At 68.7% G+C, this 17,547-nt stretch carries 16 protein-coding genes; 13 read left to right on the top strand and 3 right to left on the bottom strand.

All coding sequences use genetic code 11. The features are described 5' to 3' along the window. Positions 1-115: 115 nt before the first annotated feature. Together BM150_RS09420 and BM150_RS09415 are read left to right on the top strand one after the other, a co-directional pair. Positions 116-403 carry a DUF2516 family protein gene (locus BM150_RS09420; RefSeq protein WP_092926130.1) on the top strand — a complete coding sequence of 96 codons (288 nt, stop codon included), beginning with the start codon at positions 116-118 and terminating at the stop codon, positions 401-403. Continuing rightward, the gene (locus BM150_RS09415; protein WP_245755382.1) at positions 403-1,206 is read left to right on the top strand and encodes an alpha/beta fold hydrolase; all 804 of its coding nucleotides are present in this window, start codon (positions 403-405) and stop codon (positions 1,204-1,206) included. The genes BM150_RS09420 and BM150_RS09415 overlap by 1 nt, the downstream gene beginning before the upstream one ends. A gap of 273 nt (positions 1,207-1,479) precedes the next feature. Here BM150_RS09415 and BM150_RS09410 read toward each other — a convergent pair whose 3' ends face one another. Both BM150_RS09410 and BM150_RS09405 read right to left on the bottom strand, forming a co-directional pair. Then, entirely contained in the window at positions 1,480-2,229 is a 750-nt protein-coding gene (locus BM150_RS09410) for a maleylpyruvate isomerase family mycothiol-dependent enzyme (RefSeq protein ID WP_092926127.1), read from the bottom strand. A 113-nt stretch (positions 2,230-2,342) separates the two neighbouring features. Further along, positions 2,343-2,894: a DUF2505 domain-containing protein gene (locus BM150_RS09405; protein ID WP_092926125.1), complete on the bottom strand. Its 552-nt coding sequence runs from the start codon at positions 2,892-2,894 to the stop codon at positions 2,343-2,345. Between the two features lie 39 nt (positions 2,895-2,933). Between BM150_RS09405 and BM150_RS09400 the strand changes: the two genes are divergently transcribed. Together BM150_RS09400 and BM150_RS09395 are read left to right on the top strand one after the other, a co-directional pair. After that, positions 2,934-4,031, top strand: a complete 1,098-nt coding sequence (locus tag BM150_RS09400) for a UDP-N-acetylmuramate dehydrogenase (RefSeq protein ID WP_092926314.1) — start codon at positions 2,934-2,936, stop codon at positions 4,029-4,031. Positions 4,032-4,112: 81 nt separating this feature from the next. Next, positions 4,113-5,171, top strand: a complete 1,059-nt coding sequence (locus BM150_RS09395) for a chymotrypsin family serine protease (protein ID WP_092926123.1) — start codon at positions 4,113-4,115, stop codon at positions 5,169-5,171. A 236-nt stretch (positions 5,172-5,407) separates the two neighbouring features. Here BM150_RS09395 and BM150_RS09390 read toward each other — a convergent pair whose 3' ends face one another. Continuing rightward, positions 5,408-6,187 (bottom strand): SDR family NAD(P)-dependent oxidoreductase, encoded by a 780-nt coding sequence (locus BM150_RS09390; RefSeq protein WP_092926311.1) that lies wholly within the window; start codon positions 6,185-6,187, stop codon positions 5,408-5,410. A 154-nt stretch (positions 6,188-6,341) separates the two neighbouring features. Here BM150_RS09390 and BM150_RS09385 point away from each other — a divergent pair, with 154 nt between their 5' ends. The 9 genes from BM150_RS09385 to BM150_RS09345 all read left to right on the top strand — a co-directional run bounded on the left by BM150_RS09385 (position 6,342) and on the right by BM150_RS09345 (position 17,515). Continuing rightward, positions 6,342-7,526, top strand: a complete 1,185-nt coding sequence (locus BM150_RS09385) for a L,D-transpeptidase (protein ID WP_217641491.1) — start codon at positions 6,342-6,344, stop codon at positions 7,524-7,526. Between the two features lie 309 nt (positions 7,527-7,835). Beyond that, positions 7,836-9,134: a D-inositol-3-phosphate glycosyltransferase gene (gene mshA / locus BM150_RS09380; RefSeq protein ID WP_092926121.1), complete on the top strand. Its 1,299-nt coding sequence runs from the start codon at positions 7,836-7,838 to the stop codon at positions 9,132-9,134. A gap of 91 nt (positions 9,135-9,225) precedes the next feature. Beyond that, complete coding sequence (locus BM150_RS09375; RefSeq protein ID WP_092926119.1) at positions 9,226-9,753, top strand: type III secretion system chaperone family protein; 528 nt, start codon at positions 9,226-9,228, stop codon at positions 9,751-9,753. 672 nt (positions 9,754-10,425) lie between these two features. Further along, complete coding sequence (locus tag BM150_RS09370) at positions 10,426-11,175, top strand: phosphoglyceromutase (RefSeq protein ID WP_092926117.1); 750 nt, start codon at positions 10,426-10,428, stop codon at positions 11,173-11,175. Between the two features lie 397 nt (positions 11,176-11,572). Continuing rightward, the gene (locus tag BM150_RS09365; protein WP_281243674.1) at positions 11,573-12,817 is read left to right on the top strand and encodes a sensor histidine kinase; all 1,245 of its coding nucleotides are present in this window, start codon (positions 11,573-11,575) and stop codon (positions 12,815-12,817) included. Continuing rightward, entirely contained in the window at positions 12,814-13,500 is a 687-nt protein-coding gene (locus BM150_RS09360; protein WP_092926115.1) for a response regulator transcription factor, read from the top strand. The genes BM150_RS09365 and BM150_RS09360 overlap by 4 nt, the downstream gene beginning before the upstream one ends. Before the next feature lie 356 nt (positions 13,501-13,856). Beyond that, positions 13,857-14,846 carry a Ppx/GppA family phosphatase gene (locus tag BM150_RS09355; RefSeq protein WP_092926305.1) on the top strand — a complete coding sequence of 330 codons (990 nt, stop codon included), beginning with the start codon at positions 13,857-13,859 and terminating at the stop codon, positions 14,844-14,846. 60 nt (positions 14,847-14,906) lie between these two features. Then, on the top strand, positions 14,907-16,481 hold the full coding sequence (locus BM150_RS09350) for a hypothetical protein (protein ID WP_139219493.1): 1,575 nt from the start codon (positions 14,907-14,909) through the stop codon (positions 16,479-16,481). Positions 16,482-16,660: 179 nt separating this feature from the next. Continuing rightward, positions 16,661-17,515 (top strand): sugar phosphate isomerase/epimerase family protein, encoded by an 855-nt coding sequence (locus tag BM150_RS09345; protein ID WP_092926111.1) that lies wholly within the window; start codon positions 16,661-16,663, stop codon positions 17,513-17,515. Positions 17,516-17,547: the final 32 nt, after the last annotated feature.

The following is a 17,547-nucleotide window of genomic DNA, read 5'->3' as shown; positions in this document are numbered from 1 at the left end:
ACCGTCGGGCGCGGACCCGTCGCTCGCGCAGCCGTGGCCGCGCCCGTTCGGTACAGGACCGGCACTTCCGATACACGACCGGGACTTCCGTGAGGATTACACGTATCCTGGGGGTGTGCTTCTGGCTCAGGTGATCGTGACGGCTCTCTGGATAGCGGGTATTCCGGTTGGGGTGTACGCGTTCGGACACGCGCTGATGCAGCGCGCCGATGCGTTCACGGCGGTGGACAAGCAGTCCAAGCCGATTTGGCTCGGGATCACCGGCGCGGGCGCGCTGGTGCTCATACTCATGGTCCGAGGCCCCATGACGATTATCTGGATCGCCGGTCTGGTCGCGGCGCTGGTCTACATAGTGGACGTGCGTCCCCGGGTTACCGAGGTGCAGAAAGGCAACTCCTGGTAGTGGCGATCGGTTCTGCGGGAACTGCCGGCGGTGACCGACCGGAACTCGCCTCGGGAGCCACGTGGCGCGTGCACGGCAGCGGTGCGCCGGTGACGCTGGTGGTGCACGGCCTCGGCGCCACCGAGGGTGAGGCTCGCATCCCCGCCTCGGGACTGCGCGGTACCCGTGTGGTCCTCACGCTGCCCGGTCACGGTGGTGCCGCGGACCCGGCGGACGGTTACTGGAGTTACGAGCGCGTGGCCGACGACGTGCTCGAAGCGGCCGATCAGGTGGGTGCCGAACGGGCGGTCGGGGTCTCGCTCGGCGCCGGGGCGCTGACCCGGATAGCCGCGCGGAATCCCGTGCGTTTCGAGCGGCTCGTCCTGCTGCTTCCCGCCGCGCTGGACCAGCCGCGTGGTGGTGAGGTGACCGAGGTCTTCGACCGGCTCGCCGCCGGTGTGGCCGCCGCTGCAGAGGACGACGGCGAGTGGCTGCGCGCGATCGTGGGTTCCGGGCTCCCGGGCGATGCCGACGTCGGCCACTACGTCGAGCAGCGCGCGGCCACGCTGCGGCGTCTCGGTCCCGCCCTGCGCACCCTGCCCCGGCAGGCTCCGCTGGACGACAGCGCCGAACTCTCCGCCGTTGCTTCCCCCGCCCTGGTGATAGGCGCCGCTTCCGATCCGCTGCACGATCCCTCGGTCGCCGAAGGGCTCGCGGCCGTGCTGCCCGACGCGCGGCTGGAGGTGTTCGACTCCGCCGCGCCCATGCTCGACAGGCGTCCCGAACTGCGGAAACTGCTGACCGGTTTTCTCAACGACCGATAGTTGGATTCTGTCGATGTTGTTCGAGGGTGGTTCCGTGGCGGAACCTCTGGCACGGCTCTCGCCGCGGGGAGGCCCGACATCGGGTAGCGACACCTACACAACGTCGGACCTTCCTCGCGAGAGCCGCACCGGAGACCCCGCGGCGGTGCCGGTGGCGAGGGTGGTCGGAGTGCGGCCTGCGGGAGTGGTGGGAGCTCGGCCGCGTCGACGGCGCGGCGATTTCGCGAGAAATTGACGCTGCCCGGGCGGCCGGTCCTCGGCACCCCGCGGTGGTCACCTGCCGTTTACCAGCTCCGCCAGTCCGAGATCTCCGCTGGTCTTCGCCGTGTTGGGGCGTCCCCACACCCTGCGGTAGAGCGTGTCCGCGTCGCCCGCGACCGTCGCCTCCGGTTCGATGCCACCGAACGCGGTGTCGCGGCGGCGTTCGATCCTGGGGAACCGCCCGGCCTCGAACGTCACCAACCACGCCCGCTCCACATCCACCGCGTGGAACAGCAGTTGTCCGGCGGACCGGTCGGTCGACCAGTCCTGCCCGATCCCGAACAGCACGTTGAGGAATTCGTCGATCCCGTCCGCGGCGAATTCGGCGTCGAACAGCAGCCCGCCGCCGTTCGGTCCACCGTCCGAGAGCGCGTACTCGGTGTCCAGCCGGTGAATGGCGGTCTCGTGCACCATTCGTCTCGCCCAGTTCCGCGGGGTGCCGCCGGGGAAGAACGACCAAACCGCGCGGTCCGGTGAGTCCGTGGCCAGCTGTGCGGTCAGGTCCCTCAACCGCTCGTCCATCCAGTTCAGCGCGGCGTCGAACTCGCGGGGAGCCGACTCGGGCCTGGGCCGGGAGTCACCGGGACTCAGCTTCAGTGCCCGGCCCACCATGTCGTAGACCTTGCCCAGGTGCCGGACCAGTTGCAGGATGTCCCATTCCGGGCAGGTGGGTACGGCCGCGTCGGCTCCCGCACCGCACGCCGCCTCGCGGAGCGCCGTCGCGTGTTCGCGTAACAGTGCGTGATTCGGGTCGTCGTTCATGGCACGGAGTTTAGAAGGAGATCGGCGGTTCGGTCGTCTCCCGTTCTCGGTCGGCGGGACCTCTCGTGGGCTCCCCTGCGGGGGATCGACATCGAGCGGGTACGGCGACCCACCTACCCGTCCTCGCGACTCAGCCGGTCGGCCAGGAACTTCCGCTCCCGCGCGATCACGCGCCGCACCTGGGCGGCCAGCAGTTCTTCCGCCCTGTCGGTCAGGAACGGCAACCGTACGCTCACCTCGCCGCGGAACACGAACTCACTGGCCCACGGTCGCTCCTCGGCCGTCGCGCCGGTGGTCTCCACCGCTTCACCGGGTGCGAGGTCACGCAGCCACAGTGAGCCGGTGACGGTGCTCGGAACTCCTCGCAGGGTGGCGGCCACCTCGCCCACGAAATGACCGTCTTCCCGCCGCCAGGTCTCGCTGCGGTCCACGACCGGACTCCCGCCGAGCACACCGCGAACCACGCCGGGCAGGTCCCGCTCGGGAAGCTGTTGCCGACACTGGAACCGGACGTCGTGCTCGGTGACCGTGTGGGACACCAACAGCGCGGCCGCACCGCCCAGCTCGTCCAGTCGCTCGCGCAGACACGCCTCGTCTACCAGCGCCGCGTGGATCCGTGCCGCGGGCCAACGCGACATGCTGTGGTGCTCGATGCGGCGTGTCATGCGGCGCAGGTTACCGTGACGACCGTGACCTCCAGCTCGATGTCCGAAGGCGGTGCCGTGGAGGCCACGGCTTCCGCCGCCCCCAGCCGTTCGCTGGCCCGACACACCACCCTGCGGTTGGGTGGCCCCGCGACCGAACTCGTCACCGCCACCGACTCCGAGCAGCTGGTCGAGCTGGTGCGTACCGCCGATCGTGCCGGAACGCGGCTGCTCGTGCTCGGCGGTGGTTCCAATCTGGTCGTCTCAGACGAGGGGTTCGACGGCAAAGCGGTGCGCATCGCCACGAGCGGAGTCACCTACGACCGGTTGGGGGACGGTCTGGTGCGGCTCACCGCCGAAGCGGGCGAGGACTGGGACGACGTGGTCGCCGATACGGTCCGTCGCGGCCTGGGCGGTCTGGAGTGCCTTTCCGGGATCCCCGGCCTGACCGGTGCCACCCCGGTGCAGAACGTGGGGGCCTACGGGGTGGAGATCTCCGGACCGCTGATGTCGGTGGATCTGCTCGATCGTCCCACCGGTGAGGTGCGCACGGTGCCCGCCGATGAGCTGGGGCTGAGTTACCGCAGCAGCCTGCTCAAGCGCACGGATCGAGCGGTGGTGCTGCGAGTGCGGTTGCGGCTGCGGGAGGACGGTCTTTCCGAACCCGTCCGCTACGGCGAGCTGGCCGGTGAGCTGGGAGTGGACCCGGACGAGCGCGTCCCGGTGGAACGGGCCAGACAGGCGGTGCTTCGGCTTCGCGGCGGGAAGGGGATGGTGCTCGATCGCGATGATCACGACACCTGGAGCGCGGGTTCGTTCTTCACCAACCCGATCGTGGGAGCCGAGCACCTGCCCGGCGTGTTGGAACGCATCGAGGAACGGGTGGGGCAGCAGCGCATCCCGCGTTATCCCGCCGCGGACGGGGCGGCCAAGCTGTCGGCCGCCTGGCTGATCGAACGCGCGGGCTTCGCCAAGGGCTACGCCGGTCCCGGCGGGCGGGTGGGACTGTCCACCAAGCACACCCTGGCGTTGACCAACCGTGGTTCGGCCACCACCGTGGATCTGCTCAGCCTCGCGAGTGAAGTACGGGACGGAGTGTGGGACACCTTCGGCGTGTTGCTGGCTCCGGAACCCGTATTGGTGGACTGTCTGCTCTGATGCGGACCCGACACACTCCACTGTGTTGACTTTAAGTGACTAATTATCACCCTGCGTGTTAAATGGTGGGCGGAGGCTGCCATGATTAGCATCAGGGAAGCACACGACCGGGCGGCTATTCGTCCGATCAAGCGTGCCGTGGAGGATCAGCTGCTGGATCTTCCAGGCGTGGGAATAGTCGACATCGGCGAGAAGTGGACGTCCGGCCGTCCCACCGGACAGCAGGTGATCATCGTTTCCGTCGCACGCAAGAAACCGATGGAGCGGCTCGAGGTCGGCGAGTGCGTGCCGCCCATGATCCTCGGCATCCCCACCGATGTGGTGGAGGAACGGGTGTTTCCGCAGCACGCCCACTGTTCGCTCGACGAACTCGTTCCGGCCGTGGTGCCCACGCCGACCGGCACGGTGTTCGGCGGGGTGGGGATAGCGCCCTGCCGCCCGGTCGTACTCGGTCCGGCTGGTTCCGCCGCCGAAGGCCGGTACCGGGGCTGGGATCGGTACCGTGGCGAGGGCGAGTACCGGCGGATCGGAACACTGGGCACCCTCGTGGCCGGACAGGGTTCGGCAGTGCTCACCATGGGACTGACCACTTTCGACGTGGCCTGCATGGACGATGCCTGGTCGGTGGGCCACGCGATGCTGGATCCGCAGACCGGCCGCTGCTACGCCGAGCTCTCGCGCGCGGCGTTGTCCGGGAGGGTGGACGCGGCGGCGGTCATGATCGACGAAGCGTTCGACTGCTGTCGCATGATCCCCGGGCTGGGTTCGGTCACTGGTCAGGGGGTCGCCGAGGTCGGGGACACGGTGCGCAAGAGCGGGTTCGGCACCGGACTCACGCGAGGTTCGGTGGCTTCCACCGACGCCACGCTGCGGATCGACCACGGTGACGCGCTGGGCGTTCGGACCAGCCGTGAGCAGCTCAGAGTGGTCACCGCCCGCGAGAAACCGTTCACCGGTGCCGGTGACGCGGGGGCCGTGGTGGTGAACGGCGATGGTGGCGTGGTCGGCCTGCACACCGTCGGCAGTGCGGACGGCCGCACCGGATTCGCCTGCCCGATAGCCGATGTGCTCGCCGAACTGGACGTGAAGCTGGCCGTCACGTTCCGCAGACTGCGCCCCCACGACCAGCGCACCCGCTGATCTCGGACGTACCTTGCTCGCACGACGCCGTGCGGGCCATCGACTCCGGACAGCACCAAGGCGCAGCGCCGAATCATCACTCCCGCGGGCCGTACTCCGGCCGCCCCGAGCTCGGTACGGCGTCAATTTCTCGCGAAATCGCCGCGCCCCTACCGCTCCCGGAGTCGGCACCGCCGTGCGAGAGGTTCCGCCACTCGCACCGCCGGGCAAGCCGGGTTCCACGGTTCTACTGTCGTTCAGGTGCGGTGGGCACGCGTGGCTGATGCCTGATCCCGCGGCTTCACCACGATCTGGTCGAGGTTGACGTGTGCCGGTCGCGTCGCCGCGAAAGTGATCACGTCGGCCACGTCGTCGGCGACGAGCGGTGTCAGGCCGCGGTACACGGCTTTCGCCCGTTCGGTGTCGCCGTGATACCGCACCTCGGAGAACTCGGTTTCCACGAGTCCCGGCGCCACCTCCGTGAACCGGACCGGCTCGCCGAGGTGCTCACCGCGCAGGGTGCGGTGCAGCGCGGCCTCGGCGTGCTTGGCCGAGGTGTAGCCCGAACCGTTGTCGTAGACCTCCAGTGCCGCCACCGAGGTCACCGTGATCACGTGCCCGTTCTCCGAGGCGACGAGTTTGGGCAGCAGCGCTTTGGTGAGTCGGAGCGTTCCCAGCACGTTCGTTTCCCACATCCAGCGCCAGTCGTTCTCGTCGGCCTCCGCGACCGGGGCCGAGCCCTTCGCGCCGCCCGCGTTGTTGACGAGGATCCGGCAGCTGGGGACCCGCTCGACGAAGGAGTTCACCGAGTCCTCGTCGGTGACGTCGAGCGGCAGGGCGGTGCCGCCTGTCTCCGCGGCCAGTTCGCGGAGCCGCTCCACGCGCCGTGCGCCCAGGACCACGTGGAATCCCTCGTTCGCCAGGCCGCGCGCGGTGGCCGCTCCGATTCCGGAACTCGCGCCGGTGATCACGGCTACGTTTCGATCATCGGCGATGACGGATCGCTTACTCGTTGCCGCTGTCGACTCTGTGCTCACGTTACGATTCTCCCGTACGCGGGATGTGTTTCGCCCGATACGGGGACAGTGTGATGCAGCACACTGTGCTGCGTGGGCATCCTGCGGAGGCAGCCAGGCGTCCCAGGGAACGAGAAACGGAACACATGTCCATTCGCGATGGATCGAGGTAGGAGTGTCCACTAGGGGAGACGGTTCGCGCGGGTATTCGTCGAGGGGCGCGCTCGGTGTCGTGACGGCGGCGTTGCTGCTGCTCTCGGGCTGTGGCGGCGGTGCGGCGAATGTCGCGGGCTCCGGAGGCGATGCGAAGAGCTCCGCGCCGGAACCGCAAGTGTCACTGCAACCCACCGACGGCGCGACCGGGGTCAACCCCAAGGACTCGATCAAGGTATCGGCTGATCACGGGAAGTTGCGTGACGTTTCACTGGTCAACTCTTCAGGTGAAGAAGTCGAGGGCAAGCTGGTGAACAACGACTCGGCCTGGAAGGTCACCGAGCCGTTGGGCTATGGCAAGACCTACGAGTGGTCCGGCGAAGCGGTCGGTTCCGGTGGACAGAGCTCTCAGGTCGGCGGCGGTTTCCGCACGGTCGATCCGCGACGTGTGGTGCGCGCCACGATCAATCCGATCGACGACAAGACCGTCGGTATCGCGATGCCGATCAGCATCAAGTTCGACGCTCCGGTGGAGAACAAGGCCGAGGTGCAGCGTGCGCTGAGCGTCGATCCGTCCGAGGACGTCAAGGGGTCGTGGGCCTGGTTGAACGACAAGCAGGTCGACTGGCGCCCCAAGGAGTACTGGCCCGCCCACACCACGGTCAAGGTCGACGCCCCGCTCTACGGTCTCGACTACGGCGGCGGCAAGTACGGCAAGGCCGACCTGACGACCGAGTTCGAGATCGGCAGGTCGCAGATCGTCAAGGCCGACGTGCAGGGGCACCGACTGCGGGTGATCCGCGACGGTGAGCAGATCGCCAGCTACCCGGCCAGCTACGGCCTCGACTCGGTCCCGGACCGGCACACCCACGACGGCACCTACATGGTCATGGCCAAGCACCCGGTCGAGATCATGGACAACCCGAAGTACGGCTACACCGACGTGAAGAAGAAGTGGGCCGTGCGCATCTCCAACCACGGTGAGTTCATCCACGAGAACGAGCAGAACCGTGCCAACATCGGCAGCCGCAACACTTCCCACGGTTGCGTGAATCTCACCAACGCCGACGCGAAGGACTACTTCGACAGCGCGATGATCGGGGATCCGGTGGAGGTCAGCGGCTCCGGAACCGACATGCCCGCGAAGTACGCGGTCTACGACTGGATGCTGAGCTGGGACCAGTGGCAGGACATGTCCGCGCTGTGAGCCGACTCCGCTCGCGTGGCGGGTGCCGCGCCCGCCACGCGAGCGGACCGGGGCGGTCCGACCGGCGACCCTTGCCTCCGGTGTGTCCTGAAGCACAGTCGCGTTGTTCGGTCCTGCCGTGCCGCCACGCCGAAAGTCAGCGGTTTTCGCCGGTCAGCGTCCCGATGTTCGGCTCGCGGTGCCCGATCGGCCCGGATCGGGGCGGCGAGCTCCCGCCCGGGTGCCGGAATGTTTCCGGCGGGTTGTGCGTCGTGACCGCACGGGCCCGAAGGTCTCGGGTGTGCACGACGAGCTTGCGATGAGCGTTAGATGACTTCCAGCAGACTTCAGACTCGCCCTCGGCGTGTCGCCGTGTTCTCGTTGCATACGTCGCCGCTGGAGCAGCCCGGAACGGGTGATGCCGGTGGTATGAACGTCTATATCGCCCAGACGGCGACCAGAATGGCCCGATTGGGCACCGAGGTGGAGATCTTCACGCGTGCCACCTCCTCGGATGTTCCACCGGTGGCGGAACTGGCTCCCGGCGTCACCGTGCGCAACATCGTGGCGGGGCCGTTCGAGGGACTGGACAAGAACGAGCTGCCCGCCCAGCTCTGCGCTTTCGGGGCGGGCGCGCTGCGCGTCGAGGCGCGACACGAACCGGGCCACTACGACATCGTGCACTCGCACTACTGGTTGTCCGGACAGGTCGGCTGGCTGGCGCGGGAACGCTGGGGAGTCCCCCTGGTTCACACCGCGCACACCCTGGCCAAGGTGAAGAACGCCTCGCTGGCCGAGGACGACAAACCCGAGCCCAGGGTGCGGGTGGTCGGCGAGGAACAGGTCGTCGCGGACGCCGACCGGCTGGTGGCCAACACCGGTGCGGAGGCGCGGGAACTGGTGTCCCGCTACGACGCCGCTCCCGAGGAAGTGACGGTGGTACCGCCGGGAGTGGACCTGGAACGCTTCACTCCGGGGGACGTCGGTGCGGCACGGGAATCATTGGGGATCGAGCCCGACGCCCACGTGCTCGCCTTCGTCGGCAGGGTCCAGCCGTTGAAGGGCCCGGACGTGCTGTTGCGCTCGGTCGCCGAACTGCTGACCCGTCACCCGGAGCTCCGCCCCCGGTTGCGCGTGCTGCTGGTGGGAGGCCCCTCGGGCAACGGCATGGAACGGCCCGAGGCCATGCACCGGCTGGCCGAGTCACTGGGGATCACCGATGTGGTGCGCTTCCTGCCCCCGCAGCGGGGCGGGGAGCTGACCGCCGTCTACCGTGCGGCGGACCTGGTGGCGGTGCCTAGCTACAACGAGTCGTTCGGGCTGGTGGCTCTCGAAGCGCAGGCCTGCGGCACACCGGTGATCGCCGCGGCGGTGGGAGGGTTGCCCTACGCGGTGGCGGACGGTGTCTCGGGGAGGCTGGTTGCCGGTCACGATCCGGTGGACTGGGCCGACGTGTTGGCCTCACTGCTCCGTGCTCCCGAGCTGTTGGCCCGGTTGGGCGAGGCGGCCCCCACCAACGCGGCGGGTTTCTCCTGGCAGCGGACCACCGAGTCGTTGCTGGACACCTACGCGCGTGCCCGGCGGGACTTCCGCGAAGCGCCCGTGCCGTTGACCGGGTTGTCGGCGTGAGTGGAACCGCCGGAGTACCGTTCGGAGCGACAGCGCGCGGTGCCCGGAGCGGTGCGGGTAACCGGTTGGTCAGGACTCGACGAGGAGGACGATGAGCGCTACGACACGGGACTCGCTGGATCGGGTTATCAAAGCCACGCTCGACAGTGGCGAACTCGAGTACGAACACCCCGAGACCGGTCGTTTCTTCGTCGCCCTGCCGGGCGACAAGAAGCTGCGCACGAACTGCTGGCTGATCGTCACCGAGCACGCCCTGCTCGTCGAGGCATTCGTCTGCAGACAGCCTGACGAGGCCCACGAGGAGTTCTACCGCTACGTGCTGCGGCGCAACGCGCGGCTCTACGGGGTGCACTACACGGTGGACAGCGCCGGTGATCTCTACCTGGTGGGCAGGACCGCCCCGCACGCGGTCACGAGCGAGGAGCTGGATCGGATCCTCGGTCAGGTTCTCGACGCGGCCGACGGCGACTTCAACACCCTGCTGGAGATCGGCTTCGCGACCGCGATCAGGCGGGAGTGGGGTTGGCGCGAATCCCGTGGTGAGTCCTTGGCGAACCTGCGTGCCTTCAGCTCGCTGGTGGAGCGGGAGGGAGCGCTTCCCCCGATGTCCGAGGGGTAGGGAGTTCGTTCCCCGGAACGAGGTGATCGAGCCGTTCCGGCGGTTGTCTCGGAGCCGGATCCGAACCCGGCGTGGGGACGGCTCGGGAGAGAGGGGGAGTCACGAGCTCGAGCCGTCCCCACGCGGGGGTTTCGCTGTGCCGGGCGCAGTAGGCGGGGAGACCCTGGCCCGGCAGGCACGACCCGACGGGGGAGGCGGGCCGTACGCCCACTCCGGCGGGATCGGGGAGTGCGTGGGAGCCGATCACGCCAGAGCGTTGCCAAACTTCGCAGAGTCGGGCTGATGACCACAAGGCCATTAACCTGCTCTATTCGAGTGAAGTTTGAATTGAAAAGTAACGCTGTGAAGCCCCTTTGTCGCTAGTTCACACTAAGATGTGACGAGTAACACTTTCGAGGGAACAAAAAGGTGGCAGAAAAATAACTGTACGGTTTCGGTGGCCCTTTCGCTCCTAGTCAGGAGGCCGGGCAGCGCGTTTTCGGGGGAGTCCCCGAAAGTGGATCGAAATTTTCCGTTCGTCTCGCGAACTGACCCGTGGGGCTTTTCCGGCCGTGCTGTCGACCGGGGGTGTCGTTCGGTGTGCCCGCCTCGGTCCCTCGCGGGCTCGCTTCCGAGCGGCGGACCCGACGAGCACGAGTCGGCACGGCCGCGCGCGACGGATAGCCTGGCGACATGACTGCTGTCGGGACTCTTGTACTGCTGCGCCACGGTGAGAGCACTTGGAACGCGCGGAACCTGTTCACCGGCTGGGTGGACGTTCCGCTGTCGGAGGACGGCGAGACCGAGGCGCGACGTGGGGGTGAGCTGCTCGGCGAATCCGGCCTGCTGCCGGACGTGCTGCACACCTCGCTGCTGCGCCGCGCCATCAGCACCGCCAACATCGCGCTCGACGTCGCCGAACGCCACTGGATCCCGGTGCGCAGGCACTGGCGGCTCAACGAGCGTCACTACGGAGCTCTGCAGGGCAAGAACAAGAAACAGACCATGGAGACCTACGGCGAGGAGCAGTTCATGCTCTGGCGCCGTTCGTACGACACGCCTCCTCCCGAGATCGACCCGGCGGACCCCTACAGCCAGGAGGGGGATCCGCGCTACGCCGACCTCGGGGACGAGATGCCGCGCACCGAGTGCCTCAAGGACGTGGTGGCGCGGCTGCTGCCCTACTGGGAGTCCTCGATCGTCCCCGACCTGCGTGCCGGGCGGACCGTGCTGGTCGCCGCGCACGGCAATTCGCTGCGCGCCATGGTCAAGCACCTGGACGGGGTTTCCGACCAGGACATCGCCGCGCTCAACATTCCCACCGGCATCCCGCTGCGTTACGACCTGGACGAGAACTTGAACCCGGAGAACCCCGGCGGAACCTATCTGGATCCGACGGCGGCCGAGCAGGCCGCGGCCTCGGTGGCGAGCCAGGGTCGCTGAGCCCTCCGGAGACTGAATTCGGGGCCGCTGAACTTCAGGGGTGGCGAGCCCGGTGTGTCGTGGCTCGCACCGGGTGGCCGTTCCGACGTCCGTCATCCGGGGTGGCCGCCACGGTCGGTCCGGGCAGTGATACGCCGAGTGAGCGGGGTCGCTGCCCGGTTCGCCGACCGTGGCATCGAACCGGTTCTTCGCACTTTCGGTGTCATGCTTTCGAAGGGGGAGGCAAAACGGGCATAGCCGCGTGTGACTGACTGAGACACGCGCTGTCCTCGCGTTGAACAACGGGCCACTCGGAAGTGACATGAGGATGAAAAACTTCACTTTCGAGTGTCACGGGCGTCACTGAATGGCCGCATACTATGGCCCACCCCTGCCCCCGCTTGCTTACGATGCGGTTGTGACCGCATTGGGCTATAGCGCCCTGTTGATCGGCGTGCTGGCGCTGGGCTTGGTGGCGGGGTACCGACTCGCCGCGGCCAACGGGCGTCCCCGGCGCAACCGGCCGACGGGGCCAACAGTCGCGGAACTACTCCAGCGCTTGGTGCACACCAGTGACAACGGCATCGTCGTGCTCAACAGCTTCGGCGACGTCGTGGTGCACAACCCACGTGCGGACGAGCTCGGCTTCGTCCGGGACAACCGCCCCGACGCGCGTGCCCGCAAGGCTTCCGAACAGGCGCTGAAGACCGGCAGGCCGGTGCCGGTGGACCTGTCCCCGCTCAACCGGGACGAGCCGCACGGGCGCTCCCCCGCCGCCGTGCTCGGTGACGTTCGTCCGCTGGGGGACGGCTTCACCGTCGTGGACGCGGCCGACGAGTCCGAGGCGGTCCGCCTGGAGGAGACCCGCCGTGACTTCGTCGCCAATGTCAGTCACGAACTCAAGACACCCGTCGGCGCGCTGGCACTGCTGGCCGAGGCCGTGCTGGACGCCGCCGACGACGCCGAAGAGGTCAGGCGGTTCTCCGGCAAGATCCTGCACGAGTCGACCAGGCTCGGGACCCTGGTGTCAGAGCTGATCGCCCTGTCCAGGTTGCAGGGGGCCGAGCCGCTGCCCGAGCTCTCCACCGTCGACGTCGACGACGTGGTCGAGGAGGCCCTCGGCCGCTGCCGCATGCCCGCGGAATCGGCCGGTATCGAGATCACGCTGGACGACTCCAGCGGGCTGCGGCTGGAAGGGGACCGCACGCTGCTGGTCACCGCCCTGAGCAACCTGATCAACAACGCGATCTCCTACTCGCCCGACGCGAGTCCCGTTTCGGTGAGCAGGCGGCTCCGGGACGGCTGGGTGGAGATCGCGGTCACCGATCGCGGCATCGGCATCGACCCCGCCGACCAGGAGCGGGTGTTCGAGCGGTTCTACCGGGTAGACCGGGCGCGATCCAGGGCGACCGGGGGTACCGGCCTGGGACTGGCCATAGTCAAACACGTCGCCGCCAACCACGGCGGCGAGGTCAAGGTGTGGAGCAAGCCGGGTACCGGTTCCACCTTCACACTGCGGGTACCCGGATCCCCGGATGGCGGGGCCGCCCGCACCACCGAAGACGCGTCAGCCGGGGACGACCGTCCCGAGGGCGATACCGAGGACCGCGCGCAGCGCGGGGTGCAAGGGACGCGAACCGTCGAAACGGGAGGAGTCCGGTGACCAGGGTGCTGATCGTGGAGGACGAGGAGTCCTTCGCCGACCCGATGGCTTTCATGCTGCGCAAGGAGGGATTCACCGCATCCGTGGCCACCACGGGCCAGCAGGCTCTGGAGGATTTCGAGCGCAACGGTGCCGACATCGTGTTGCTCGACCTGATGCTTCCCGGCATGAGCGGCACGGACGTGTGCAAGGAGATCCGGCAGCGCTCCGCTGTCCCGGTCATCATGGTCACGGCCAGGGACGCCGAGATCGACAAGGTGGTCGGGCTGGAGCTGGGCGCCGACGACTACGTGACCAAGCCGTACTCGGCGCGTGAGCTCATCGCCCGGGTACGTGCGGTGCTGCGGCGCGGCGGTGAGGCGGAGGAGCCGGCCCAGCCTGGGCAGGTGCTGGAGGCGGGACCGGTCCGGATGGATGTGGAACGCCACGTGGTCACCGTTTCCGGTGAGGAGGTCGGGCTGCCGCTCAAGGAGTTCGACCTGCTGGAGTACCTGCTGCGCAACATCGGGCGGGTACTGACCCGTGCTCAGCTGATCGACCGGGTGTGGGGAGCCGATTACGTCGGCGACACCAAGACCCTCGACGTGCACATCAAGCGGCTGCGAGCCAAGCTCGAGCCCGATCCCACCGATCCCAAGCACTTACTGACCGTACGAGGACTCGGCTACAAGTTCGAAACCTGACTTCTCTTCAGGCTGAGCGATTTTCGTAGCTGGCCGCTTGGCGGAACCTCCGGCACGGCTCTCGCTGCGGGTCCGGCGACATCGGGTAGCGATCTACACAACGTCTCCGGCGTCCTCGCGAGAGCCGCACCGGAGAACCCGCGGCGGTGCCGATTGTGAGGGCGGTGGGAGTTCGCCCTGCGGGCGTGGTCGGGGCTCGGCTTTGGGAGCTTCGCGGACGCGGCGATTTCGCGAGAAATCGACGCCGGTCCGAGCTGGGAAACCGCCGCGGGAGTGGTCGGCCGGTGTCGGAAAATCCGGGTGAGTTCGACACACCACGCATCCGTGATCCCCTCGCGCACGGTAGGTTGGCCGCCATGCGCCTAGGGGTGCTCGACGTGGGTTCCAATACGGTTCACTTACTGGTGGTGGATGCGCACCGAGGTGCGCATCCCACCCCGATGACCTCTGAGAAGTCGGTGCTGCGCCTGTCCGAGCGGATCGGGGCGGGCGGAGCGCTGACCGATTCCGACATCGAGGAGCTGGTCAACACCGTCCAGGCCGCCAGGGACTCGGCCCGGGGACTCGGTTGTGCCGAGCTCATGGCCTTCGCCACCTCCGCCATCAGGCGGGCGGACAACGCCACCACCGTGCTCGAAACGGTGCGTCAGCGGACCGGGGTCTCGCTCGAAGTGCTCTCCGGGGAGCAGGAGGCCCGGCTGACCTTCCTCGCCGCAAGGCGCTGGTACGGCTGGTCGGCGGGCAACCTGCTGCTGCTCGACATCGGAGGCGGCTCGCTGGAGATGGCGCTGGGCATCGACGAGCAGCCCGACATCGCGGTTTCGCTTCCGCTCGGAGCGGGGCACGTGGCGCGCACCGCCTCGCTCGGGGACCCGCCGGAGCGCGAGGAAGTGAAGCACCTTCGGCACCGGCTGTCCGAACAGCTCTCGGACACCGTTGAGCGGTTCGCCGCGTTCGGCGCGCCCGACAAGGTGGCCGCGACGTCCAAGACCTTCCGATCGCTCGCCCGGTTGGCCGGTGCCGCGCCGCCCGCCGCGGGGCCCAGGGTGCGGCGCACCCTCACCGACACGGCGTTGCGGCAGCTCCTGGCGTTCATCACCAGGATCTCGGCGCGGGACCTCGCTTCGCTCGACGGGGTGAGCGGAGCCAGAGCCCACCAGTTGGTCAGCGGCGGGCTCGTGGCCGAGGCGACCATGAACGCCATGTCGCTGCGCGAACTGGACATCTGTCCGTGGGCGCTGCGCGAAGGTGTGATCCTGCGCCGTCTCGACCACGTCAACGGCGCCGGGAGTCCGGATGACGGCCTGGGCACACTCTCTCCGACCGGTACGGGCGATACTGGGTAACGGCCGCGCGATCGCGGAGTGAACTGGACGCGAGATCTAGCACGGGGCACGGTGGAGTCGATGAGTCGGGACAGTGGGTCCGGTGACCCTAGCCAGCGCACCGTCGCGGAACTGCTGGCCGAACACGGCGGCGGTGGGCAACGCGGCTCCCGCCGCAGGCGCAGGCGTGCCGAGGACCCTTCCGAAACGGCTCCGCAGGCGATCATCGAACGGGTGAATTCGGACAGCGGGAGGATGCTCCCCGTCGACGCACCCGAGGCCGAGGACGCCTCGCCGTCCGAGCACGGGACGGCTTCCGGTGCGGAGACCTCGGCATCGTTCGGCACCGCGGCGCAACCGCCCCAGACCGCACCTCCACCGGCCGCCGGGGCTTCCCCGGAGCCACAACCGGGTCCCACCGTCGACCAGCCGACGCGCCCGTCGACCGACGATTCGTCGCCCCCGTCGCGCAGGCGTGTTTCGGGGGCCGGACCCCGCCGTCCCACGCGACCGGGGGCGCGATCAGCCGAGCCGGCCGCGCAACCGGAGCCGGGGGACGAAGCCGGGAAGTGGTCCACTCCCGCGGCCGAATCGGGAACGGCAGCTTCCTCCGCTGCCGCGACACCTCCCGCCGCCGCGCCGCCCCCTGTCGCCCCGACACCTCCCACAGCGGCCACACCACCCACCTCGGCCACCACGAACTCCGCGCCCCCCGCCGATGACACGGAGACGACCGCCCAGCAGCCCCCGCTGCCGGTGCGGACGCCCGGCACGAGCGGAATGAGCCGGAAGGGGCCGTCCGCTCCTTCCGGCGACGCGCCGCAGTGGCAGGAGGGGCAGTGGCAGGAGGGGCAGTGGCAGGACGGCACGGCCCGTACCTCCGACCCCGACACCTGGTCGGCCCCGGCGCAGGACGCTCCGCCCCTGACCGGCGCCGTGCCGGACAACCCCGTGCCGGACAGCGCCGTGCCGGACGCGGTGTCTCCGGAGACTCCGGCTCCGGAACCACCGCCCGCACGGGAGGACGCCACCGAGCAGTTCCCACCTGTGCGGGGGAGCAGCGCTTCCGCCGGGGACCCGGAAGTGACCGACGGCGACGGAACCGCGTTGCTGGAGTATCCGATCCCAGCGGAGTCCGTCGGGGCGGAACCGATCGAGGTCGATCGGGACGAGACCGACGATCCCCACGGCACCGCCTACTTCGACCCCTACGAGGGCGTGGACTCGGAGTTCGGGGACTCCGACGCCTTCTACACCGGCATGGTGGACGACCCCTATGCCGATTCGGACGACTACGTCGACGAGGAGGACGAGTACGCCGCGGAACAGCCCCCCACCGGTATTCCGGCCGAGGAGTACGAGGCCGATCGGGAGACCGAGTACGGCGAACGTTCCGCTCTCCGGGAATGGGCGATCCTCATCGCGCAGACGGTGGCCGGGCTGGTCGGCGGCGGCCTCGTGTGGATCGGGTTCCGCTGGTTGTGGAGCGAACTGCCGCTGCCCGCCCTGGCCGCGGCGCTGGCCTTCACCGGCACGCTCGTGCTGGTGGCGCGGAAAGTGCTGCGTACCGATGACCTGCAGACGATTCTGCTGTCCGTGCTGGTCGGTCTGGTCTGTACCGTTTCGCCGGTGGCGTTCCTGCTGCTCGGTTACTGACCACCCCGAAACGTGACTCGCCGGGCCGGGGGCGTCGGGGTGTTACGGGGTCCGACGGCCCCGGTTCCGGACTGGCCGCTGCCACGACGCGTTCCCGGCTACCGTGGTGACGCCGCGTACACCAGTCCGCGTCAGCACCTAAGCCTGACGGGGACACGACCAGTGAAACGGTTCCAGTGATGTCCGAACCACACCGGCCCGCCGTTCCAGTCGGTCTCTCCAGCGCGTCCGTCTGGCCACAGCCGGTCCGTGCCGCTTTCGAGATGGCCGCCGATCTGGGCTACGACGGGGTCGAGGTGATGGTCTGGGCCGACGCGACGAGCCAGGACGTCTCGGCGCTTCGGCGACTGGCCGAGCAGCACGGCGTGCCGGTACTGGCGGTGCACGCGCCCTGCCTGCTGATCACCCAGCGGGTGTGGTCGCCCGAGCCGGAGGAACGGCTGCGCAGGGCGGTGGTCGCCGCCAGCGACCTCGGTGCCACCACGGTCGTCGTGCATCCCCCGTTCCGCTGGCAGCGCAGGTACGCCGAGAACTTCGAGGAGCTCGTCGCGGACCTGGAGGAGGCCAGCGGCATCCGGATAGCCGTGGAGAACATGTTCCCCATCCGCCCGCCGAACAGCTGGGACAGGCTGCGCGGTACCCGGGCCTCCGGGCTGTCGGCGTTCCGCCCCTCACCCGATCCGACCGAGGTAGGGTTCCGCAACTACACCCTGGACGTCTCGCACGCCGCCGCGGCCCAGATCGACCCCCTGGAGCTGATGCGCCGCATGGGGGAACGGCTCGCGCACGTCCACCTCACCGACGGAACCGGAACCCCCAGTGACGAGCACCTGCTGCCGGGACACGGCAGTCAGCCCTGCGCCGAGATCTGCACCGCGCTGGGATCGGGGGGATACACCGGGACCGTCATCATCGAGGTCAACACCAGGAAGGCCAAAACCGTGGACCAGCGCGCCGCGCAGCTCGCCGAGGCGCTGCTGTTCGCCAGACTCCACCTGGAGCCGCTGCGGGACAAGCCCGACTTCCAGCTGTGAACCACACCGTCCACCCCGAGACGTTCAGGATG

Source organism: Actinopolyspora alba (assembly GCF_900112765.1).
Classification (GTDB): domain Bacteria; phylum Actinomycetota; class Actinomycetes; order Mycobacteriales; family Pseudonocardiaceae; genus Actinopolyspora; species Actinopolyspora alba.
Note: the sequence above shows the minus strand (reverse complement) of the source record. Positions and strands in the feature narration are given on the sequence as shown.